Origin of the sequence: Metabacillus endolithicus (assembly GCF_023078335.1) — a bacterium.
Taxonomy (GTDB): Bacteria; Bacillota; Bacilli; order Bacillales; family Bacillaceae; genus Metabacillus; species Metabacillus endolithicus.
The window spans coordinates 4514409-4534604 of the sequence record NZ_CP095550.1 but is presented as its reverse complement, the minus strand read 5'-3'; the positions used below and the strand labels follow the sequence as shown (position 1 = coordinate 4534604).

Here is a 20196-nt window from a genome sequence, read left to right as displayed (position 1 = left end):
TCTTAATCAATATCATAACAAAACCAACAGTATTTTTACTAGAATTTTGCCTAATTGACAATTCTAGCTAATTTTGTGTAAGCGTTAACTAAATCATACCACTATTCACACTCATCATGGTATAATAACAATATCTTATAAAGGCTAACATTAAAAGATTTGTTGTCAAAATAATGCTGCTTTGAAGATTATAGGATTTATAAATAATCAAACAACAAACACTCTGAACTAGTCTTTTTATCATGTGAATTTAATTTTATTATTGTAGAATTTGCACCAAGGGGGAAAAGGTATGTTAAAAGTTGAGAAATTATTAGTTAATTACAAAACCCTGGAAGAATTTAAAAAATTCAGAGAATATGGTATTCAAGAACTTTCAATGTTAGAAGATCTTCAATCAAATATTATTGAAAATGACAGTGATTCACCGTTTTATGGGATTTATTACGGTGACAAGCTGGTGGCAAGAATGAGCTTATACCGTGTTGACATGAAATTTGATCAATATTTTGAACCTAAACAGGATTATTTAGAACTTTGGAAACTCGAAGTATTACCAAATTATCAAGGAAAGGGTTATGGTAGAGCGTTAGTGGAATACGCAAAATCATTTAACCTACCAATCAAAACAAACCCTAGAGTGAAATCCAGTGATTTTTGGTCAAAAATGCAATTTGAGCCTGTAAAATACGATATGGATCGGGATAAAGGGGAAAACCCTTTAGTTTGGTATCCAAGTGGCGTTACTATTCAAGAATAAACTTTTTAATGCTAACTCAAAAAAACAGCTCATGAAAGGAAAATGATCCTTCATGAGCTGTTTTCATTTTTATAATAAGATGAACCTTTTTACTTTTCCACTCTTTCTAGATTACCATTTTTATCCATCTGAAATTTAACTTTCCTACTTCTTTCATCCTCTTGTAAAATAACCATTTTTCTTGCTCGATCCATTATTTCAATTAACGCGCGGTAATCTTCTTCGACAACCTGCAAATGATTAGTTAAAGACTGCTTTTCATCTTTTAGCTTTTCAACTTCATTTTGTAATTCTTGAATTTTATTTCTTAATTGGAGATTCTCTTCTTGAACCTCCTTTATAGAAGGGGCATCTTCATATTGCTGAAGGAACGAAATAAGATCCTTAATAGCATTTTTCGAATTAGTACTAGGTTGGTTTGATTGAGTTGGTTCAGATAACTGAGTGGGTTGTGTTGATTCTGTATGTTCCACCTCTAAAGCAGTCTCTTTTACATTAACTTCCTTTTGCTCCTCTACTTTTTCCTGTGAATTAAGAGTTCGCAACTCTTTTCTTTGTTTTTTTGCAACCTCGATTCCAGTTTTATACTGTTTACGAACATGAGAGTTCCATCTAAATCCACAAGCTGCCGCTGTACGAGATAATTTACGACCTACTTCCTCAAACGCAGCCAGCTGTGTTGCACCTTCTCGAATATGCCTTAATACCACTTCTGCTAATAATAAATCTTCATCATGTGTCCATGCATCTTGACGCGTAGTTGTCATTTAAATTCCCTCCAATAGTCACTTTTTTTCTATACATATGCAGCTAGTAGAGTAGATAGACTAAATACACTCTATTACATTAGAAAAAGGTGATAATAGGACGGGAATGAAGATGCTTAATAAGGAATGAATCACACAATTAAATAGACCATCATACAGAAGGAAATGGTAGAAATTGTATGTAATGATTATGAGCTTTATTAGCTCTTCCCTTTTCTTGTAAGAAAGGCAGATACTGCATGATGATGCTCCTCAGAAGACCAGAGCTCTGCACAACGATTAATCTCTGACATCATACGTGAATATAAATTCGATTGCTCCCATTGACTAACCTTCACTGCTTTATAAGCTCTCAAAACATTTGGGTCTTTAACTAGCGATTCTTTAATAAATGAATAGCTTTGTTCTTTATAATTTTCATCAGAAACAGTCTTTTGTACAAACCCCATATGTTCCGCATCGTTAGATGATATTTTTTTTGCTGAATATAAAAAGGAAATCGCATGCTCGTATGAAAGCTTTTCATATAACAGTGTTGCACCACCCCAACCTGTAGTAATAGATAATTGACCTTGTATAAAGCCAAGAGTGGCACCTTTTCTCGCAATTCGAATATCACATGCAGTTGCAATTTCACACCCTCCACCTAAAGCAATACCGTTTATTATAGCGAATGTAGGTAAAGGAAAAGTCATGAGTTCATAAAGAACATCACCCATTTTAGATAGCATAAAATATGCTTCATCCCTTGTTTTAAGGTGCTGAAATGCTTTAACATCACCACCGGAGCAGAACGCTTTATCTCCTTCTCCTGTTAATATTAATGCTCTTAAGCTCTTTTTTGTTTTAAGTGACTGTAAATTTCTCTTTATTTCATCCATGATTTCGTAATCTATAGCATTATGCTTAATCGGTCGGTTTAGACGTAATTCAACCAAACCATCCTCAATTTCACTTACAATTAACTTACTCATTCTTCCATACCCTCCCATTTAAAAATTTAAACTCAGGAAAAATACTCTTTGTTGCTTTAGGTCTCTTATTATCTATTAGATAAAATTTTTAAATGCAACACAACAAAAAATTTTTTTTATGATTGAAAAACTAGCCGATCAGAATAAGACGATTAGAATAGAAGGCGTTTTTTGGCCTGATATTCTAAATTGGCTTATGACCTTAGAGGTTAGGCATCTGACTTTTTTGCCAAAAAATCAGATTACTGGAGCTGGATGTCGAAGCGTTATCTTCAATTAAAGAGGGTTATAATTTCCTAAACAAAAATAAAAGGCGTAAGGAACAATGTCCTTACGCCTCGTTGAAACAAATTATTATTTGCTTACAACATCTTTTCCTTTGTATGTTCCACATGCTTTACATACACGGTGAGCAAGTTTGCTTTCACCGCAGTTTGGGCATTCTACCATACCAGGTACTTGTAATTTAAAATGTGTACGACGTAGTCGTTTTCTCGTTTTAGAAGTTCTTCTAAAAGGTACAGCCATTATTCCCACCTCCTTAAAGAGCATTACGCATTTGTGAGACCGATACAATATGCATCAGCTCATTTGCTTTTTAAGCTATTCAAAAAATCATTAGCTTTCTTCATTTTCGAAGAATTTAGCTAGTCCAGCCAATCGTGGATCAACCTTGTTTTGCTGATCTTCCTCAGCAATAACTTCCCAGTCTTTACCAGATTGTGGAGCTGCCCCTTCTTCATTTCTTACATCATCACAGAATACCTGCATCGGAATTTCTACAAGAAGAATTTCTTTTATTATAGGAGTTAAATCAACGATTTCACCCTCTGGTAAGTAGAAATCCTCTGACGTTTCATAGTCTGCGGGTTTTAATAAAAATGTTTCCGTTGTATCAATTAAAAATGGATACGGAACATCCACTAATGTTCGTGAACAAGGTAAAACCATTGAACCTGAAATTGACAGATGGAATGTTACTTTAGTGGAGCTTATATCGGCTCTTCCTTTAACATTTACTGGCGAAATATCACGAATGTCGGATTGACTTTTGACCCATTCGCTTAAATCAATTTCTTCATCAAATTTTAATCCCTTGCTTTGTAATTGATGTAGTTGACTAATTGTCCATTTCAAATCGTATCACCTCAAGGCAACAAAGGTAATTATAGCCTTCGCAATTATATTTGTCAATATTTTTTCTTTACAGTGTAAGTATACATGATAAACCTATATTTTCAAAACAAAACCATCTTTAATCATATCGATACCCTATTTAAAATTTGTGTTGAAATATCAAGCTTACTTTTCGTTTTTAAAGCTATTGTTTATTATATATTTTCACCTTAAATTTATTGCTTACTCTGAAATCATGATTATTTATCTCCTAACTTACATGTTAATTTCCTTCCAAAGGTTTATAGATTGTTCTTTATACCCTATAATATTATAAAAATTATCCATATGAAAATAGTAGAATGAAAAAGAGTGGTGATTACATGAGTGTAGTAGGTCTAGTTGTTGAATATAATCCATTTCATAATGGTCATTTATATCACTTGAGAGAATCGATTAAAAAGTCAAATGCTTCTGTTGTAATTGCTGTAATGAGTGGTCATTTCCTGCAAAGGGGCGAACCAGCAATTGTATCAAAATGGACTCGTACAAAAATGGCCTTATATTGTGGTGTTGATCTTGTTGTAGAATTACCTTACGCATTTGCAACACAAAAGGCTGAAACATTTGCTAGTGGTGCTGTATCTATTCTTGATGCTCTAGGTTGTGATTATTTATGCTTTGGCAGTGAATTAGGAGATATCAATCCTTTTATTTCTACAAATCATTTTCTAGAACAATCCAAAGCAGAATATGAAGACTTAATTCAACATTATGTAAAAACTGGGGTTAGTTATCCGAAGGCATTAACTCTGGCATACAAAAATTTGAACGGTGATAAAGAATTATTAGATCTTTCATTACCTAATAATATTTTAGGGTTTTATTATGTTCGCGCAATTCTTCAGCAGCATTCAAAAATAAAGCCTTTAACAATAAAACGTACCTCTGCAGGATATCATGATCAGCAGTTTCGATCACCTACAATTGCAAGTGCAACTAGTATTCGTAAAGCATTGTTTTCAGAAAATCATCCCATTCAAAGTTATGTACCTGAAGTCACTTTACAATTCCTGCAAGAAAATAAAAAGAATTATCACTTACACCGTTGGGAACTTTACTTTCATTTATTAAAATATCGGATTATGACGATGACAACCGAGGAAATCGGTTCAATCTACGAAGTTGAAGAAGGATTAGAGCATAGAATAAAAAGATGCATTCAAAGTTCTTCAAGTTTCCAAGAGTTTATGGAATCGTTAAAAACAAAACGTTATACATGGACAAGACTTCAAAGACTATGTACTCATCTATTAACTAACACAACAAAAGAACAAATGAAATGTATGAATGAAGGCCAAACGTCACCATATATTAGACTTCTAGGTATGTCTTCAGAAGGTCAGGCTTATTTAAGTCATATAAAAAAACAATTAATGCTGCCGCTACTATCTAAAGTTACTTCCTTTGACCATCCATTGCTGGATTTAGATATTAAAGCTGCACATGCCTATCAAATGATTTATAATGAACCAATTCGAACGAAACGATTAAAAGAAGAGTTCTCCACTCCACCCATTAGAGTGAGATAATACAAGCCATAGAACAACTTCCTTTAATCTCAATACCTAAGTTGTACCTCTTTCCGTTCTGAGGGTTATTATTTTTTAATAAAGAAAGAGAAAGGATAAAATTCATCCTTTCTCCTCTAAGTTTAGTAGATATTCTACCGCTTCATCAAAAGTATCTATCGGAATAATCTCCATCTTAGTCTGTATGTTTTCACCTGTTTCAATGGCTTCTTTATAATTTGATGTTGGGCTGTCTTTTTCATTAGGAGCAAAGAATACGTCAATTCCTTGTCGATCTGCTGCGACAATTTTCTGCGAAATACCACCAATAGGTCCTACTTCCCCTGACGAACTAATTGTTCCTGTCCCAGCTATTTCGTAACCTTTGGTCAAATCACCTTTAGTTAATTGATTATAAATTTCTAGTGACATCATTAGACCAGCTGAAGGCCCACCAATTTCCTCAGTTTTCAATTCAATATCAGGGTCTACATCTAATTGTCGATCTGTCACTAACGATATTCCAATCCCTACTTTATCGGGATCATTAGGGAATGACGTTAATGGCAGCGTAGCTTGGTCCTGTTTCCCTTCACGTTCAAATGTGATTGTTACTTCTTCTCCTTCTTTTTTCTGACTAACATATTCTATAAATTCTTCAGCTGTTTGAAATTCTTTATTATCTACCTTGTATATGCGATCCCCAACTTCTAGTATACTTCCTGCAGGCATTTCCTTAATTATTCCATCAACATATATTCCATGAAATGTATACTCTACCTTTTTGTTTGCTTTTTGATAGGCAATTGTTATGGCAGATTCTTGTGAAACCTCCATCATATGTAATTGTCTGTTAAAGTATTCTTTATCTGTTTCATCCTCTCTTTTAATATCTTCTAATGGATGGATATAATGGTAGTCTTGAAGCTTGGCCCATATATATGTAAAAGGGTTTGCCCTGCCGAAGCGGACAGTTGTTAAAGAAAAACTTCCTTTCTCATTTTCATCACCATTTTCAACCTTAATAATTGGTTCCAATTCAGATGCCATACCTGGCTGAGTAATGTAGTACGGAAGTTTAATGAAGGATATGATAAGGATAATAATTAAAACAATTAGACTAGATCTAAGCAGTGATTTATTCTTCATTAAAAATTTGTCTCCTTCCACTTTACGATAAGATCTTGAATTTTATCTACATGTTTCTGAGCTTCTGTTTCCCCAATCTCAATGATTTCTTTAATATTCGTGAAAGCTCTTGAACTATACTGTTCAACATGTGGCCTTATCATCACATCAGATGCTATTTCCCTGTGATGAACTAGTTCATCTTGCATAATATCTAAGCTTTGGAGAATAACATCAAAAATTGATGTTATATCTTCATTCCTTTTTACATGTGACACATCTACAGCAATGACGATATCAGCACCCATTTCCTTTACAACCGAAACGGGCACCCGATCAACAACTCCACCGTCCACTAACAACCTTCCATCTATCTTTTCAGGTACAAAAATTCCTGGTATGGCAATACTTGCACGGACAGCATCTGCAACTGGCCCCTCTTTAAATATAACCTTTTTCCCATCATATAAATCAGTTGCAACAACTGCAACAGGAATATTTAATTGATGAAAGTCTTTTTGGTGTGTAAATAACCGAATAAGCTCTTTTACACGATTTCCTGAAATAAACCCCATTTTAGGTACGGTATAATCTAAATAATATTTCCTCTTAAACGCTAATGCAAACTGATAAAGTCGTTCTATACTCGTTCCTGCTGCATACAAGGTTCCAACGACCGCTCCCATACTGCTACCGGCTATTAAATCAATTGGTATACCATTTTCTTTTAAAACCTTTAATACTCCTAAATGAGCAAATCCTCTTGCACCTCCTGAGCCAAGCGCTAGTCCGATTTTGGGTTCTTTTTTCAAGGAGAGTTCCTCCTTTTTCACTGGAATAGAATAAAATATATGATTACCATATTAGTAATATTTCGCAACTGATTTATATTTAAGCAAGTTGCTACATTTAAACCTTGATCTTCACTGCACCAGGGTCTCTGACTATAATTAGGGTTCTGTTAGAGAAAATACTTATGGAGTGTACCCCAGTGTTTATTTAAGCTCCTATGACATTCTTATGGTCTAAAATGTCCACCTATTCACGTATATTGAATTAGTAAGGATTGTACAATTGTTTGGAAAAGCTGTATGATCCATATTTTCATACATGTGTGTTTAATTTAGGAGGCGTCACATTTTGAGTCTTTCAAAACTTAAAACAATTATCTTAGCTATTTTTATTAGCGGCTTAACAGTTGCCATTATTCTTAATCCTAAGGAGTCTCTTGATGCATCAACAAGGGGACTATCAATTTGGTGGGAAGTAGTTTTTCCATCACTTCTTCCTTTTTTATTGTTTCCGAACTTCTTATTGGTTTTGGTGTTGTCAAATTTATTGGAGTTCTTTTAGAGCCACTGATGAGACCAATTTTTCGAGTTCCGGGTGTAGGTGGTTTTGTATGGGCAATGGGGATGGCTTCAGGTAATCCAGCTGGAGCAAAACTTACAGCAAGAATGAGGCAGGAAAAACAACTAACCACAGTTCAGGCAGAGCGGCTTGTATCATTTACAAGTTCTTCAAATCCTTTATTTATTTTTGGTGCCGTTGCAGTTGGTTTTTTTGACAATCCTTCACTTGGTATATTATTAGCTGCATCACATTATTTAGGGAATTTAGGTGTTGGATTGACAATGAGATTTTATGGAGGATCCGATTCAGTCATTCAACCGAAGAAAAAGAAGTCCTTCTTTTCACCTCTTTCAATTGCTCTTAAGGAGCTGCATGCTACAAGAGTGAGTGAAACCAGGCCATTAGGAAAAATGCTTGGAGATGCCGTCATATCATCAATTCAAACATTACTAATGATTGGCGGATTTATTATCCTTTTCTCGGTATTCAATAAAATTTTAGCCATCATTTCTGTTACGGAGATAATCGGTCTTATTTTCTCTGGATTTTTAGCATTTTTCCACATCGCTACTGATTTAAGCGTACCTCTTATTACCGGCATCTTTGAAATTACTCTAGGCAATCAGTTAGTGAGCGAAACCAATGCAAATCTTTTAGATAAAGTAATGATTGCAAGCTTCATTTTAGCTTTTGGAGGATTATCGATACAGGCCCAAGTTGCAAGTATTTTAGCTGACACTGATATTAGATTTAAAGCCCTTTTTCATCGCTAGAATTCTGCAAGGTTTTTATTCTTCGTTCATTGCTTACTTGTTGTTCAAGCCATTGTACTTGAATCTACAAGCTCACAATACGAGTGATTTACCAGTTATTTTAATGACAAATGGACCCGAATGGGCAAAAATCTATTGGGAAATAGTTATCCATACTGGTCCCATCATTACATTAGCATCTTTATTGCTATATATCATTCTTTATGGAAAAAGGAATGTTTTCACGAAGTTATCATAAAACAATACTCAAATATCTAAAAAAGGTGAGGAGCTCCCTCACCTTTTATTCATTTACAAATTTAGTTTTAAGTGCCTTTTCTACAACTTCTGGTACCAATTCAGAAATATCTCCTTTATATTTTGCAACTTCTTTAACAATACTCGAACTTAGGAAGGAATATTGGTTGTTTGTCATCATGAAGAATGTTTCAATATTCTCATCTAGTACTCTGTTCATGGAAGTAATTTGCATTTCATATTCAAAATCTGAAACTGCACGTAAGCCACGTAAAATGGCTTGTGCATTTTTTTCTCGAACATAATCAATAAGAAGACCACGATATGATTCTACAATGACATTTGGCATTTCTTTGGTCACTTCCCGGATAAGCTCACATCGTTCATCCACAGTAAACAATGGTTGTTTTGAAGCATTATTTAGGACACAAACATATACCTCTTCAAATACTTTTGCTCCTCTTTTGATAATGTCTAAGTGTCCGTAAGTAATAGGATCAAAACTACCTGGACATACTGCAATACTACCCATTTATTCATCCTCCCCAATTGCTTCCTTGTTACTGTAAATTGTAATTGAACTCGTACCATAGGTTTCTTGTTTTACTTGAACAAGTTCCTCGATTTCTTCAGTAAGTACTATGTCAGAACCATGCTCGGTAACAATAAAACCGTTTTTGTCTAGTAAACCATTTTCACTTATCATTTTTAAAAGCGCTTTCAATTTTTGTTGCTTATACGGTGGATCTAACAAGATTAATTGAAAGCGTAACTCCCTTTTTATTATCGCCTTTAATGCTCTTTCTGCATCATTACGATATACCTCAAATTCGGTAGCTTGACAAATCTCTAAATTTTTATGTATTGTTTGTATCGCTTTTGGCTCACGATCAACAAAGATACAGCGTTCAATTCCCCGACTAAGTGCTTCAATTCCTAACCCTCCACTACCGGCAAATAAATCTAACGCTAAGCCACCATCAAAATATGGACCAACCATATTAAAAATAGCTTCCTTAACTTTATCAGTTGTTGGTCTTGTTGTTGTTCCAGGTACAGCTTTAAGCTGTCTTCCTTTATAGTTTCCAGATACTACTCTCATTACGTTCACCACTACTTTTTAATTTTACATAATATAAATAAAGATAAAAACATGATTTATTAGAGTTTTCACTTAATCCTACCATAGTACCTTCAGTTTGTTACAATATCTAAACTTATTAGGAGTATTTTCTTTAATTTATATTGTTTTCTATACTCTTATCCTCAAGTTCTCTCTATTTGATTTGCAGTCGGATAAAAAGTTAAGAAAAAATTACATAATGATGTATACTGATTAACCATTTGGTGATAATGATTAGTAACAACATCGATTCGTTGATGTTGTTGCCAACCGCGGAGAAGACTTACGTTTCCCCATAAGTTCTTCCTCCGGTTTCTCCTCTCCCTTTGCCTTCAGCCTTTTAGTATAAAAGGTATTGAGGGACCCTACAGATTAATTTCTGTAGGGTTTTTTTTTAGAAATTTATAGGATGGACTAGGGATTTAGGATTAGTACTAGCCTAAAATCCATGTTTTTAAAGAAACATATAAGCTACTATCCAACTTCTCTTTTTACTATTTACATGTTATAGTTGGATCGGTTAAATGAAATATTGTTAAATTTTTTTCAGGGGGAAGTTTTTATGATACAGCGTTTTATTGAATTAGGTGAGGGTTATTCTGATATTTATGAGTTAATTGAAACAGCAATGGCTAATAAACATCGAGTGACTCATTTACTAGCTTTACATACAAAATTGAATGACAAAGATGTTACTTCCGTTGTGGTCATAATGAAACCTACTGATCCAGGGAATTTCCAAGCCTTATATATATGTAGGGAAGGGATACCTAATCCGAACCAATTAGAAAACAAACGATATGATTTATTTAATGAATTGGCTAAAACATTGCAGAAGAATATTATTTCGTTTGATGTTAAACCATCAAGTATGTTTAATGAAACTGATCTTTACTACCAATATCTGATTGGGATTTTAAGACTAAACCATCTTATCCCTCCTCTTCAATAACATATCATTCACCCTTAAAACTGGTCACTACGATCACGACCTTACTTTTCAACAAATGGAAAAAGGCTGACACTATTGTCAGCCTTTTTTGGATACAGGTTAATAACTACAAACCAATTTTGTAATCATATTCTTTTGCTTTATCAACTTTTGATTCAAATTCCAGCTTTAGAAAGGGTTTGTAAGAGGGCTCAACATGTTTAACAAAGGAGTAGGAAGAGAGCTTTTGAATCGTTTGCTCTGTTACATCCATATTACAATACAGGACAACGTATTTTAATTTTTTTGAAACATAATGAACATTCCCAAATTTTCTTAGCATTTTTAATTGTTTTAATGTATGAAGCCAAACAACTATCCCTTGACGCTTTTCAAACATACTCTTGTCTCCCTCAGGTTATCTAAACGACATTAGTAACATCTGTATTTCCAATAAAAAGTCTAGCAAATTTTCATTTTATAAACAATATTTCTATAAGCTAAATTGATAAATTTATAAAAAAATATCAGTTAAATCTGTATTATTTTAATCATCTGTACATTTTAGCAAAAAAAGAAAACGAGCAGTAATACTCGTTTTAGGATACCTTACACCCACAACTTCCACCAGATCCGCATCCCCCGCCACAACTTGATTCAAAAAATGGGTTACCTGTAGGAACTTTAACATGGATGGAAACAGCTTGACCGATTTGCACACTAATTTCATCAAGAAGAGATTGTACTTCATTCTCAGCCTTCTTAAAATTAGATATACTTTCGTTCAAATCTACCTCACGCTTAATATCACGCAAATCTTTTGTAATTTTACGATAATCAGGATGATATTTACCGAAACGTTGAACATCTTCGTACAGGTCCTTAATCTTAGTAAATTCCTGAATTAGTTGTTGAGCTTCTTGATCTTTTTGTAATATATTGAAACTACGACGATACTCCTCAACAGTCTCTGATTGAAGTACCAAGTTAGCAAGTTCTTCAGCTTGATCTACTAATAATGTGCTCTCAAGTGTAGCAAACATAGAGTATATGCACCTCCGATATTCATTCTATCATGAATATCGTCAAATGAGAAATCTAAAAAATTAACATGATAATCCTTTTATTTATTGAATGGTAGCATTCCATGATTTTTTTAGTTCATAGCTAGTAGAATCATTATGAACAACCTCTATTTCAAATGTGTGGGCTCTTTTTCTAATCCTCTTATAACAAAAGCTGCCGTTTGAATATGTTCAACAACCTTGCCATCAACAGATAACTGTAAATGACCCTCACCTTCTACCTTTTTTCCACCTTTTTCTTTAAAGGTAAATGAAGGAATATAACATTCTACATAAACATCTTGATCTCTTATATGATGTTTAACAGTTATATTCATTTTACGCTGTTGATTTATAACTTCCATTGCCTCAAATGAATGGTTCACCACTTGAAGAGGTACAACCTCTAAGTTTCCTTCTGGTCTTGGTTTATCTTCAACACATCCAGTGACAATACCTAATAAAAAAACCGTACAAAAAATGCGCTTCATCCTATCTGCCTCCTTTTTCTTAGTGTTTACAGAGGCGTAGAAATTCATGAATACTTTTCAGATGTCTCTTTATGTAAGGAGTTAAAAAGAAACAGGCAGGCAATTATAACCTAATCACCTTGCCTGTAAGTGTTAATCACTGTTCTAATCCTGCTGTCTCATAGATTGAAACATCGCTACCATCATTGACGCCATTTGAATCGAGTTTGAAAATTGCTGTACCTTATGAGGAATTGTCTTTTGATAATAATTCATCATACTGATTTCCATATCGTTTATATCATTAGGGTTTCTTGACAGTTTCCTATACCAATATGGTTGTTCACGTACAAATTTCTTTCGTTCATCATTTGCAAATATATATTCTTGAACTTCTTTTCTCATCATTCTCCTCCATTCGGAGTCACGATTTAGTCACTAATCCTTTCTGAATGAAAAGGGATGCTGACTTGCTGTTGCAGACTTTTGATTAGAGCCTTTTGAACCGCCAAACTGATCGAAAAGACCTTGAATAGTAGAAATAGTACTACTCATGTTGTTAATATGATGGTTTACAGTATCCATATCCATTTGCTTAACAGCTGAAAATATTTGTGTCATAAAATCAGATTTACTTTTTGTTTCCTTTTCAGAAGAATCCTCTGTCTGATCTCCTTTGTACTGTTTCCAGACAATATCATTTTCTCCAAGTAAATACCAATCTTCAAACACTTCCTGCCACTCTTTATTACCCTTACGGACCTCTTGAACAAGTTTGGGATGTTTTTTAACAAATTCCTTAAACTGTTGAACAGATGGATGCGTTTTTTTGGATGTCATTATTCTCACCTCATTGATACATTTGCCTATATTATCTTATTTAAGAAACCATTAGACTGTTCGCCCATATTTAGAAAAAAATAAAACAAGTAAATCTTTTTATTATTAGAAAAATAACTAAATGTAAGAAATTTTTGGTAAAATATCACTATCTAAAAAGGAGAGGGTAACAGTATGACAAAGGATGAATTATTAAAATTAAGTTCCGAAGTTTTACAAAATGCAAATGAAGAGGATCAATATGTTTTAGAACTTCTACTTAATGGACTGAAGAAAAAGCAATTTCATGAGAAAGGTTCCTACATAGGCGCACTTCTCCATGCTGAAGGCGAGTATAAGGAAAATGAATTTAAAATGACAATTCCAAACACACCAATTATTCAGAATGCATTAAACATAGTACATGGCGGAATTACCGCTACTTTATTAGACTCAGCTATGGGAGGTCTTGTCCATCATATCCTCCCACCCGATAAAGCAGCCGTTACAACCGAAATTAAAATTAACTATGTGGCTCCAGGGGTTGGCAAGGAACTGACATGTGTTGCCGGGATGATCCATAAAGGCAATAAAACGGTTGTTACGGAAGGAAAAGTTTTTCGTGACGACGGAACATTAATTGCACATAGTACAGCAAGTTTTTTTATTATTAATAGAACATAAATATGGGTGAGTGAGATGAAAAAGTTCTTTTTGAAAAAGCAATGTAAAATGTGTAATAAGAAGAATAACAAAGGTTTATTTTATCTCAATGATATTGGTCAAAAGATTTATGTGTGCGCGCTTTGCATTAACTATGCTGAAAGAAGAGCGTATCGTAAAATAAAATAATTAAAAAAAGACCCTTTCCAACAAAGAAAAAGGGTCTTGCTTGTTACTATTTTTATTGGTTTAAATCCCAAGTTGTAATAAAATTCTGTGTATAATATAGACCGTCTACTCCAACTCCTAGGTGTGTAAATTCCTCGTTCAGCATAGTATCACGATGACCTTTACTGTTTAGCCACCCTTCACTTGCTGCAATAGCGTCTACATATTGAGCAGCTATGTTTTCACCTGCCATCTGATACTTGATATCCAATTGTGCAAGACGATTAACAAGAGTACCTTCTGTTGGCGATTCATGAGAAAAATATTCATTCTCTTTCATATCTTTACTATGTAAAAAAGCAACCCTTGACGTATCTTCATGCCACTGAACAGCTGCTAAACCATGCCTTGCTCTTAACATATTCGTTATTGACAAGATCTGTTGTTCAGCACCAGCTTCAATCTTTTCCCATTTATCTTCACTTATTTCTTTTGGTTCAATGAGCTCACCTCTGTATGTAACCTCATAGGAGCGTTGTTTGATAAATGTCTCAGCATCTATTACCCGAATGCTTGATAATATCCCGTCAAATTTATCAATATATAACTGCACAAACACATCACCCATTTTTACTGTTGGTCTGGTATTCATATCTTCCTCCGAAAATTCAAAACGATATGAATTACCTTCATACTCTAGTGATAAACTAGATGAAACAGGTTGTATTTTAAAGACTTCTTGAATAGGTTGTCCAATCACAAACGGTTTAGCGTTTAATCCTTTTCCTATTCCATAAACTGAAACGACCCTTTGATTTAAAACTCCCACTTGAATATATTGATTGTCTTCTTGTTCGTAAATCCACCAATCATAATCATAAGCTGAGGGATCAATACGGTCAGGCTCACCTAGTATAGCAGTGATTTCTTCAGATGATTTCTCCATAAATGATAATAAACCCTCATTTGGAACTGTTTCACCTTCAGCAACTTGTTTTTCAGAATTCGTTGTTTCTTCATTTGATATTTGAACGTTCTCTTCTTTAAGTTGTTCATTTGGAGTATATTTTCCATAATGAAAAAATAACGTATAACTAACAAAAATAATACAAAAAATTAAAATGCTCCGAATCAGTATACGCAGTGAAAAAACCTCCTCCTTATGCTTTCTCCCATTTCTTTCATTATATGAGACAACATACTTGTTATTCTCTTTCTACTTTAAATGACAAGTATGCACAATAATAGTTCTAGAAACACTAAACTGTCTTATCATTATTACCCTGGAAACTTAATGTTAAAACTTTTTGATAACTTTAATTGTATCAAATAATTAGTAAGAAAGTGTTACAAATAAATTATATAACACTTTACCTGCTAATAAACATTTGTGTCCAATAGTGGCCATACTTACCTCCATTAACATACCCTACCCCAATTTCCGAAACTTCCTTTTTAAGTATATTAGCACGGTGTCCAGGACTGTTCATCCATGCATTTACTACTTCTTTTGGGGTTCTCTGACCTGCTGCTAAGTTTTCAGCTGCTGTTTGGAAAGAAATTTTAAAGTTATTAATCATCGTAAAGGGAGAGCCATATGTTGGTGAATCATGGCTAAAATAGTTCAACTCTTTCATGTCCTTTGATTTAAATCTTGCAACCCTGGAAAGCTCCCAATTGGTCTGTAATGGTGGGAGACCAGCATCCTTCCTTTCCAGGTTTGTTAAAGTAATTACTTGCTTTTCTATTAATTTAATTTCGTTTAATTGTGGAATATGCAGCTTCTGTCCTGGGAAAATTAAATGAGGATTATCTATATGACGATTCGAGGCAAGAATTTCTGATAATCCGACCTGATAAGATTGAGCAATACTCCATAAAGTTTCCCTTTTTTGACTGTGTGATTAAATTCCTCTGCTTTCACTTGAAGAGGAGATAACAACAAAATACAAATCATGATAAATAGTAGAATATTACGCTGAGTGAATTGCAAACTCATGTGTATACCTCCTTTTTTTATATTTTTTCCAATAATATTTTTTTAATAAGCTCAACTAACTATGAATGAGTTAAAGTTTCACTTTAACTTTTATGTTGTTTTAAGCTATAATAAATAACGTGAAAAGGCTTTAGGAGGGAAATTACATATGAAAATTGAAGGCACTGGTTTAGAGGGAATTACAATAGATCTTGCACGTTTAGATGAGATAATGGACGATCTTGGGTTAGTAAGAGCGGGACAATGGGATTATGAGCGTGCTACCTACGATCGTAAGATTGAAGCTAAAGGGGATATCTACTATCTACGTGTTCCTGCTTATGCTGTTGAAGGAGATGTTGGAGGACGTCATGCTGTTATGAAGCTTATTACTCCTCTTTTAGGCAAGCACTACTATCCTCACGGTGTTGAGTACGGTGAAGGAGAAGTATTTCCATCAGCTGTAGTCGATACTAGTAAAAATCTATTAAAAAGATTATCTGAAGAATTAAAAAAGGTTCAGTAAGCATAAATAAACCTACAAAAATAAAAAAGCACCGGACTAGTCCATGCTTTTTTATTTTTGTTTAAATTAAAGTTTTGTTATTTACTTTATAGCTAGACATTAATTTAGGGATATACATTTAACCTAAGTAAAAGTGGTCCCATTCCTACCGATTTTTAAAAGGCTATTTCACCTTAAAAATAGCTTCCAAACGTTCTTATTGCACCTTTAAAGCGATTGAAAATTCTTTGTTTTCATCGAGTTTCGTACTATAATGAGATAAGAAATGTTTCTTTAGAAAGGGGCACAAATTTGACCACTATTTTAAACAAAAGAATTCTCTTAACAATTGTATCAATTATCATTGTGGGTGTAATCCTATTTTACATTCTACCAATTTCTGTTCCACTGATTGTCGCTTTTATTACTGCCCTATTTCTTGAACCAGCTATCCGGTTGCTTCAGCGGAGAGGAACATTAAACAGACACTTATCAGTTTTAATAGTGTTTTTGTTATTTCTAATTCTCATAAGTGTTAGTGGTTATATCTTAACCACTAAGGTAGTTGGAGAGGTTGTTCAAATAGCAGATAATGCTCCATCCTATATAAATGAGATTACAAAGGTTTGGGAAAACTTTGAAGATGATATTTCTAATACCGCTCAAGATCTTCCACCAATCTTTGTTGAAGAGGTTAGTAACCAAGTAACAAACTTTTTACAAAAAACCAGATTAGAATTAACAAGCTCTGTAAACATTGAGAATGTAAAGGCAATTTTTACAAACATACCAAACTATTTAGTAAATTTAATCGTTTATTTAATTGCTCTTTTTTTATTTATGCTGGAGTTACCTAGATTAAAAACAAAAGCATACTCTTATTTAACAGATAAAACAGCTGAAAAAGTAACTTTTATGATTTCCCGCTTAACTTACGTTGTGATGGGATTTATCAAAGCACAATTTTTAGTTAGTATTATCATTTTTGTTGTATCTTTAATTGGTTTATTGTTTATTGCACCTGAAATTGCACTAATTATGTCTTTAATTATCTGGATTATTGATGTAATCCCATTAATAGGATCCATTATTATTATGGGACCATGGACTCTATATCATTTGGTTACTGGTGATATGGCAATAGCAGCAAAACTCGGTGTTTTAACCATAATCCTTTTAGTTATTAGAAGAACCATTGAACCAAAGGTAATGGGAACTCATATTGGATTATCTCCTCTTGCCACATTAATTTCCATGTATTTAGGGTTAAAATTATTTGGTGTGCTTGGATTTTTCATTGGTCCAATGATCTTAATTGTTTACAATTCAGCAAGAGAAGCAGGTTTAATCAAAATTAAATTTAAATTATAAAAAGAAAGAGCCCATGCTCTTTCTTTTTTGTTTTATTCAGTAATCAACTTTCCTTCACTTTATAAAAGGCATTGTCTTTTTACACATCTCTGAAAAAACAAGCTTGAAACTAAGACTTTTTAAAACGGAATGACTCTAAACTACCTCATGATTATGTAGTTTATAAAAATCTCCTTTAAGATAGCTGAAATAGAAAAACACTTTAAAAACCTATTTCAGCCAAAACATTAAGCTATTCATCTTTTTGGATTTCCCACATTAAAAACTGGCCTTCTTTTTCTTTGCAGATAAAACCGAGCTTTTCAAATAGTCTAATCGAATGTGTTTCATTCATCTCACACTCCATCACAACCTTCTTAACAGACATTTGATACGTTAGCCAATCAATAAAAGCATCAACTGCTTCATATGCAATTGTTTCATCTAAAGTCTTATCTTCAACATGATAACAAAGATGAATTTTCCCTTCTTTAGAAGGATTTCCTTGCATTAAAATATCACCAATAATTTTCTTATCTTCATACATAATGATCATCCACAATCCGCATTCAGATTCTTTTTCCTTCTTTTCTAAACTTTCAATATAGAAAGGTAAAAATCCTCGCACATAAGAAGATGGCCAGCTTTTTGGAATTTCAATTGGTGAACGTTTATCTAATTCTTTTCGATGAAATACTAATGATTTTGCAATATCAAGTGAACATGGAACAATCATTAACCGGTTTGTTAAAATTTCAATCAAGCCATTCTCTCCCCTCTGATTGATTTTAACATCATGAAAAGAAGTAAATGCTAAGTGGATTACGCACTTATCATATATGTTACCTTAAACAATATTTTTCTTGTTTCAAGACAATAAAAAAAGGCGGTTTAGAACATTTTATTCTAACCCACCCTTAAAATATGTTTAAAACCCTAAGATTGCTTTAATGACTGACGTTGTTTCTCCACCGTGATAAAAAACATATAAAAGTAAATAAACTGCAACACCAGTGATGGCTGTAAAAAACCAAACAATACTTGTTACCGGACCAAGTTTTCGATGTTTTGCATAGTTCTTTTTATAACCAGTAATTAAAGAAATAATACCTAGTACAGCTCCAATTGTTGCTAATGTTATATGGAAGATAAGAAAAATTGTATAATAAATCTTTAACTCATCTGGTCCACCGAAAGCTGTATTGCCGATAAAAATCGTGCGAGAAGCATATATAACAAAGAAAATGATAGCTGATATAGCTGCTAAAAACATTACCTTCATATGTGCTTCAATTTTTCGTTGTTTAATTAGGTACCAACCAATTGCTACAAAAATCGCACTAATAACGATAAAGGAGGTACTTATTGTTGGTAAAATCGGTAGTGATGTATTCATGTCTCTTCCTCTCTTATAACTTAAAATACTTATGTAAGGCTGACTGATATAAGATGTCAGCCTCCAATAATTCATATATTATTTTACTGGTTCTGGAGACAGGTTCTTTTTCAACTCAAGTTCATCTCTTCGTCTCTCATTACCTGCCCATTTAAAAAAGATATAAGCAAGAATTGTCCCATAAACAATTTCTTGGATGATTTTCATCAACACTCCGCCAAGCTGTTGATCCTCAACAAGTGGTAATGTATTAAACATATCAGGACCTGTAAGATTTAATCCAGATAGCATATCAGCTGGAACACATAATTGTAATGCATTAATCCATGCTTGTGGCTCGGAATAAGTTAAATAAAGTGGATCATTAGCAAAAATAATAAGTGCACATGCAGGTGTTAATAAAACTCCATCAGCAAAAATATATCCTACTTTTTTTATACCTGTAAGCGATTTCCAATCTGATAATGTATTTAATAACGGCCACCACATACACATAGCACCGATGAAAATAGCTGTCGTCATGATCGCGTGATACAATGAATCAGTTTTCACAAAATCGAAAACTAGCGGAACATGATAAAGTGAAAAAACTCCATTAAATACAATTAAAGCTATTATTGGATTTGTTAATACTTTCATTATAGGCTTTATTACTGGACGATATATTATTGATCTCCATAGCCAATCCGGTACTCCCAAAATAATAAATGGGGGTACAACTAAATATAATATTGCCATCTGTGTCATATGAGCACTAAACATAATGTGCCCAAGAAGATCAACAGGACTTCCTTTACTAATATAGATAAACAGTATAGCCGTGACAAAAAGTAATTTTTGTTTATTTGAAACAGGAGAACTATCTTTAAACTTAGTTCGCCAAGGTCCAATGATCAAAAAATAGATGGCTACAATCACAAGTAAAACAATGAAAAAATACGGACTCCACAAGGCACGAAATCCAAATATATCAAAGCTCATCTTTAAGTCAGCTCCTTAAGCTAGTCTTTCAGGATTATTATACACTTTTAGTTCATAGCGTATCAATGA

The 20196-nt window shown here is 33.5% G+C and carries 25 protein-coding genes and 1 pseudogene; 7 read left to right on the top strand and 19 right to left on the bottom strand.

From position 1 onward, the window contains the following. Nucleotides 1–292: 292 nt before the first annotated feature. A complete protein-coding gene (locus MVE64_RS23010; RefSeq protein WP_098799432.1) occupies nucleotides 293–760 on the top strand; it encodes an N-acetyltransferase in 468 nt (155 codons plus the stop codon). 89 nt (nucleotides 761–849) lie between these two features. Here the strand turns inward: MVE64_RS23010 and MVE64_RS23005 are convergent, their stop codons facing one another. From MVE64_RS23005 to MVE64_RS22990, 4 genes are all read right to left on the bottom strand, one after another. Beyond that, nucleotides 850–1527: an RsfA family transcriptional regulator gene (locus MVE64_RS23005; RefSeq protein WP_098799431.1), complete on the bottom strand. Its 678-nt coding sequence runs from the start codon at nucleotides 1525–1527 to the stop codon at nucleotides 850–852. Between the two features lie 200 nt (nucleotides 1528–1727). Further along, nucleotides 1728–2501 carry an enoyl-CoA hydratase/isomerase family protein gene (locus MVE64_RS23000; protein WP_098799430.1) on the bottom strand — a complete coding sequence of 258 codons (774 nt, stop codon included), beginning with the start codon at nucleotides 2499–2501 and terminating at the stop codon, nucleotides 1728–1730. Between the two features lie 354 nt (nucleotides 2502–2855). After that, the gene (rpmF, locus tag MVE64_RS22995; RefSeq protein ID WP_026560479.1) at nucleotides 2856–3029 is read right to left on the bottom strand and encodes a 50S ribosomal protein L32; all 174 of its coding nucleotides are present in this window, start codon (nucleotides 3027–3029) and stop codon (nucleotides 2856–2858) included. 90 nt (nucleotides 3030–3119) lie between these two features. Further along, nucleotides 3120–3638: a YceD family protein gene (locus tag MVE64_RS22990; RefSeq protein WP_098799429.1), complete on the bottom strand. Its 519-nt coding sequence runs from the start codon at nucleotides 3636–3638 to the stop codon at nucleotides 3120–3122. Nucleotides 3639–4000: 362 nt separating this feature from the next. On the opposite strand from MVE64_RS22990, the gene MVE64_RS22985 reads away from it, so the two are divergent. Continuing rightward, on the top strand, nucleotides 4001–5209 hold the full coding sequence (locus MVE64_RS22985; protein ID WP_247341528.1) for a nucleotidyltransferase: 1209 nt from the start codon (nucleotides 4001–4003) through the stop codon (nucleotides 5207–5209). 102 nt (nucleotides 5210–5311) lie between these two features. Here MVE64_RS22985 and MVE64_RS22980 read toward each other — a convergent pair whose 3' ends face one another. After that, nucleotides 5312–6337: a SepM family pheromone-processing serine protease gene (locus tag MVE64_RS22980; protein ID WP_098799427.1), complete on the bottom strand. Its 1026-nt coding sequence runs from the start codon at nucleotides 6335–6337 to the stop codon at nucleotides 5312–5314. Continuing rightward, nucleotides 6337–7128, bottom strand: a complete 792-nt coding sequence (locus tag MVE64_RS22975; RefSeq protein WP_098799426.1) for a patatin-like phospholipase family protein — start codon at nucleotides 7126–7128, stop codon at nucleotides 6337–6339. The genes MVE64_RS22980 and MVE64_RS22975 overlap by 1 nt, the downstream gene beginning before the upstream one ends. A 328-nt stretch (nucleotides 7129–7456) precedes the next feature. On the opposite strand from MVE64_RS22975, the pseudogene ylbJ reads away from it, so the two are divergent. Beyond that, nucleotides 7457–8680 (top strand): annotated as a pseudogene (gene ylbJ, locus MVE64_RS22970) (sporulation integral membrane protein YlbJ). Between the two features lie 45 nt (nucleotides 8681–8725). Here ylbJ and coaD read toward each other — a convergent pair. After that, nucleotides 8726–9211 (bottom strand): pantetheine-phosphate adenylyltransferase, encoded by a 486-nt coding sequence (gene coaD / locus MVE64_RS22965; RefSeq protein ID WP_098799424.1) that lies wholly within the window; start codon nucleotides 9209–9211, stop codon nucleotides 8726–8728. Beyond that, nucleotides 9212–9781: a 16S rRNA (guanine(966)-N(2))-methyltransferase RsmD gene (gene rsmD / locus MVE64_RS22960; RefSeq protein WP_247341526.1), complete on the bottom strand. Its 570-nt coding sequence runs from the start codon at nucleotides 9779–9781 to the stop codon at nucleotides 9212–9214. A gap of 583 nt (nucleotides 9782–10364) precedes the next feature. Between rsmD and MVE64_RS22955 the strand changes: the two genes are divergently transcribed. Continuing rightward, a complete protein-coding gene (locus MVE64_RS22955; protein ID WP_098799422.1) occupies nucleotides 10365–10754 on the top strand; it encodes a DUF7147 family protein in 390 nt (129 codons plus the stop codon). Between the two features lie 106 nt (nucleotides 10755–10860). On the opposite strand, the gene MVE64_RS22950 is transcribed toward MVE64_RS22955, so the two are convergent. From MVE64_RS22950 to ylbD, 5 genes are all read right to left on the bottom strand, one after another. Continuing rightward, entirely contained in the window at nucleotides 10861–11133 is a 273-nt protein-coding gene (locus tag MVE64_RS22950; RefSeq protein ID WP_121661303.1) for a YlbG family protein, read from the bottom strand. Between the two features lie 199 nt (nucleotides 11134–11332). Then, nucleotides 11333–11776: a YlbF/YmcA family competence regulator gene (locus MVE64_RS22945; RefSeq protein ID WP_247341525.1), complete on the bottom strand. Its 444-nt coding sequence runs from the start codon at nucleotides 11774–11776 to the stop codon at nucleotides 11333–11335. A gap of 149 nt (nucleotides 11777–11925) precedes the next feature. Next, the gene (locus tag MVE64_RS22940; protein ID WP_247341522.1) at nucleotides 11926–12288 is read right to left on the bottom strand and encodes a hypothetical protein; all 363 of its coding nucleotides are present in this window, start codon (nucleotides 12286–12288) and stop codon (nucleotides 11926–11928) included. A gap of 144 nt (nucleotides 12289–12432) precedes the next feature. Then, nucleotides 12433–12672 carry a YlbE-like family protein gene (locus MVE64_RS22935; RefSeq protein ID WP_247341520.1) on the bottom strand — a complete coding sequence of 80 codons (240 nt, stop codon included), beginning with the start codon at nucleotides 12670–12672 and terminating at the stop codon, nucleotides 12433–12435. A 33-nt stretch (nucleotides 12673–12705) separates the two neighbouring features. After that, nucleotides 12706–13107 (bottom strand): YlbD family protein, encoded by a 402-nt coding sequence (ylbD, locus tag MVE64_RS22930; RefSeq protein ID WP_212134431.1) that lies wholly within the window; start codon nucleotides 13105–13107, stop codon nucleotides 12706–12708. A gap of 174 nt (nucleotides 13108–13281) precedes the next feature. Between ylbD and MVE64_RS22925 the strand changes: the two genes are divergently transcribed. Beyond that, nucleotides 13282–13770, top strand: coding sequence for a PaaI family thioesterase (locus MVE64_RS22925; protein WP_247341518.1), 489 nt, complete (start codon nucleotides 13282–13284; stop codon nucleotides 13768–13770). Between the two features lie 220 nt (nucleotides 13771–13990). On the opposite strand, the gene MVE64_RS22920 is transcribed toward MVE64_RS22925, so the two are convergent. The 3 genes from MVE64_RS22920 to MVE64_RS22910 all read right to left on the bottom strand — a co-directional run bounded on the left by MVE64_RS22920 (nucleotide 13991) and on the right by MVE64_RS22910 (nucleotide 15916). Then, on the bottom strand, nucleotides 13991–15061 hold the full coding sequence (locus MVE64_RS22920) for a CAP domain-containing protein (RefSeq protein WP_247347218.1): 1071 nt from the start codon (nucleotides 15059–15061) through the stop codon (nucleotides 13991–13993). Nucleotides 15062–15287: 226 nt separating this feature from the next. Then, nucleotides 15288–15635 (bottom strand): CAP domain-containing protein, encoded by a 348-nt coding sequence (locus MVE64_RS22915; RefSeq protein ID WP_425594019.1) that lies wholly within the window; start codon nucleotides 15633–15635, stop codon nucleotides 15288–15290. 95 nt (nucleotides 15636–15730) lie between these two features. Further along, a complete protein-coding gene (locus MVE64_RS22910) occupies nucleotides 15731–15916 on the bottom strand; it encodes a hypothetical protein (protein WP_247341516.1) in 186 nt (61 codons plus the stop codon). Between the two features lie 148 nt (nucleotides 15917–16064). Here MVE64_RS22910 and MVE64_RS22905 point away from each other — a divergent pair, with 148 nt between their 5' ends. Together MVE64_RS22905 and ytvI are read left to right on the top strand one after the other, a co-directional pair. Further along, complete coding sequence (locus MVE64_RS22905; RefSeq protein ID WP_098799413.1) at nucleotides 16065–16421, top strand: YugN family protein; 357 nt, start codon at nucleotides 16065–16067, stop codon at nucleotides 16419–16421. A 291-nt stretch (nucleotides 16422–16712) separates the two neighbouring features. After that, nucleotides 16713–17771, top strand: coding sequence for a sporulation integral membrane protein YtvI (ytvI, locus tag MVE64_RS22900; RefSeq protein WP_247341514.1), 1059 nt, complete (start codon nucleotides 16713–16715; stop codon nucleotides 17769–17771). Between the two features lie 232 nt (nucleotides 17772–18003). Here ytvI and MVE64_RS22895 read toward each other — a convergent pair whose 3' ends face one another. From MVE64_RS22895 to ctaG, 3 genes are all read right to left on the bottom strand, one after another. Beyond that, nucleotides 18004–18513, bottom strand: a complete 510-nt coding sequence (locus MVE64_RS22895) for a GNAT family N-acetyltransferase (protein ID WP_247341512.1) — start codon at nucleotides 18511–18513, stop codon at nucleotides 18004–18006. Between the two features lie 165 nt (nucleotides 18514–18678). After that, complete coding sequence (locus MVE64_RS22890; protein ID WP_098799410.1) at nucleotides 18679–19146, bottom strand: DUF420 domain-containing protein; 468 nt, start codon at nucleotides 19144–19146, stop codon at nucleotides 18679–18681. 78 nt (nucleotides 19147–19224) lie between these two features. Next, complete coding sequence (gene ctaG, locus MVE64_RS22885; protein WP_098799409.1) at nucleotides 19225–20127, bottom strand: cytochrome c oxidase assembly factor CtaG; 903 nt, start codon at nucleotides 20125–20127, stop codon at nucleotides 19225–19227. Between the last annotated feature and the right edge of the window lie 69 nt (nucleotides 20128–20196).

Bases quoted from the DNA above. Each gene is read 5' to 3' on its own strand.
- MVE64_RS22940 (WP_247341522.1), bottom strand. From the start codon at position 12,288: ATGAAGCGCATTTTTTGTACGGTTTTTTTATTAGGTATTGTCACTGGA.
- MVE64_RS22955 (WP_098799422.1), top strand. From the start codon at position 10,365: ATGATACAGCGTTTTATTGAATTAGGTGAGGGTTATTCTGATATTTAT.
- rpmF (WP_026560479.1), bottom strand. From the start codon at position 3,029: ATGGCTGTACCTTTTAGAAGAACTTCTAAAACGAGAAAACGACTACGT.
- MVE64_RS22925 (WP_247341518.1), top strand. From the start codon at position 13,282: ATGACAAAGGATGAATTATTAAAATTAAGTTCCGAAGTTTTACAAAAT.
- MVE64_RS22935 (WP_247341520.1), bottom strand. From the start codon at position 12,672: ATGAGAAAAGAAGTTCAAGAATATATATTTGCAAATGATGAACGAAAG.
- MVE64_RS22950 (WP_121661303.1), bottom strand. From the start codon at position 11,133: ATGTTTGAAAAGCGTCAAGGGATAGTTGTTTGGCTTCATACATTAAAA.
- MVE64_RS22985 (WP_247341528.1), top strand. From the start codon at position 4,001: ATGAGTGTAGTAGGTCTAGTTGTTGAATATAATCCATTTCATAATGGT.
- MVE64_RS23000 (WP_098799430.1), bottom strand. From the start codon at position 2,501: ATGAGTAAGTTAATTGTAAGTGAAATTGAGGATGGTTTGGTTGAATTA.
- ylbD (WP_212134431.1), bottom strand. From the start codon at position 13,107: ATGACATCCAAAAAAACGCATCCATCTGTTCAACAGTTTAAGGAATTT.
- MVE64_RS22945 (WP_247341525.1), bottom strand. From the start codon at position 11,776: ATGTTTGCTACACTTGAGAGCACATTATTAGTAGATCAAGCTGAAGAA.
- MVE64_RS22890 (WP_098799410.1), bottom strand. From the start codon at position 19,146: ATGAATACATCACTACCGATTTTACCAACAATAAGTACCTCCTTTATC.
- MVE64_RS22910 (WP_247341516.1), bottom strand. From the start codon at position 15,916: ATGAGTTTGCAATTCACTCAGCGTAATATTCTACTATTTATCATGATT.
- MVE64_RS22980 (WP_098799427.1), bottom strand. From the start codon at position 6,337: ATGAAGAATAAATCACTGCTTAGATCTAGTCTAATTGTTTTAATTATT.
- ctaG (WP_098799409.1), bottom strand. From the start codon at position 20,127: ATGAGCTTTGATATATTTGGATTTCGTGCCTTGTGGAGTCCGTATTTT.
- MVE64_RS22905 (WP_098799413.1), top strand. From the start codon at position 16,065: ATGAAAATTGAAGGCACTGGTTTAGAGGGAATTACAATAGATCTTGCA.
- rsmD (WP_247341526.1), bottom strand. From the start codon at position 9,781: ATGAGAGTAGTATCTGGAAACTATAAAGGAAGACAGCTTAAAGCTGTA.
- MVE64_RS23010 (WP_098799432.1), top strand. From the start codon at position 293: ATGTTAAAAGTTGAGAAATTATTAGTTAATTACAAAACCCTGGAAGAA.
- MVE64_RS23005 (WP_098799431.1), bottom strand. From the start codon at position 1,527: ATGACAACTACGCGTCAAGATGCATGGACACATGATGAAGATTTATTA.
- coaD (WP_098799424.1), bottom strand. From the start codon at position 9,211: ATGGGTAGTATTGCAGTATGTCCAGGTAGTTTTGATCCTATTACTTAC.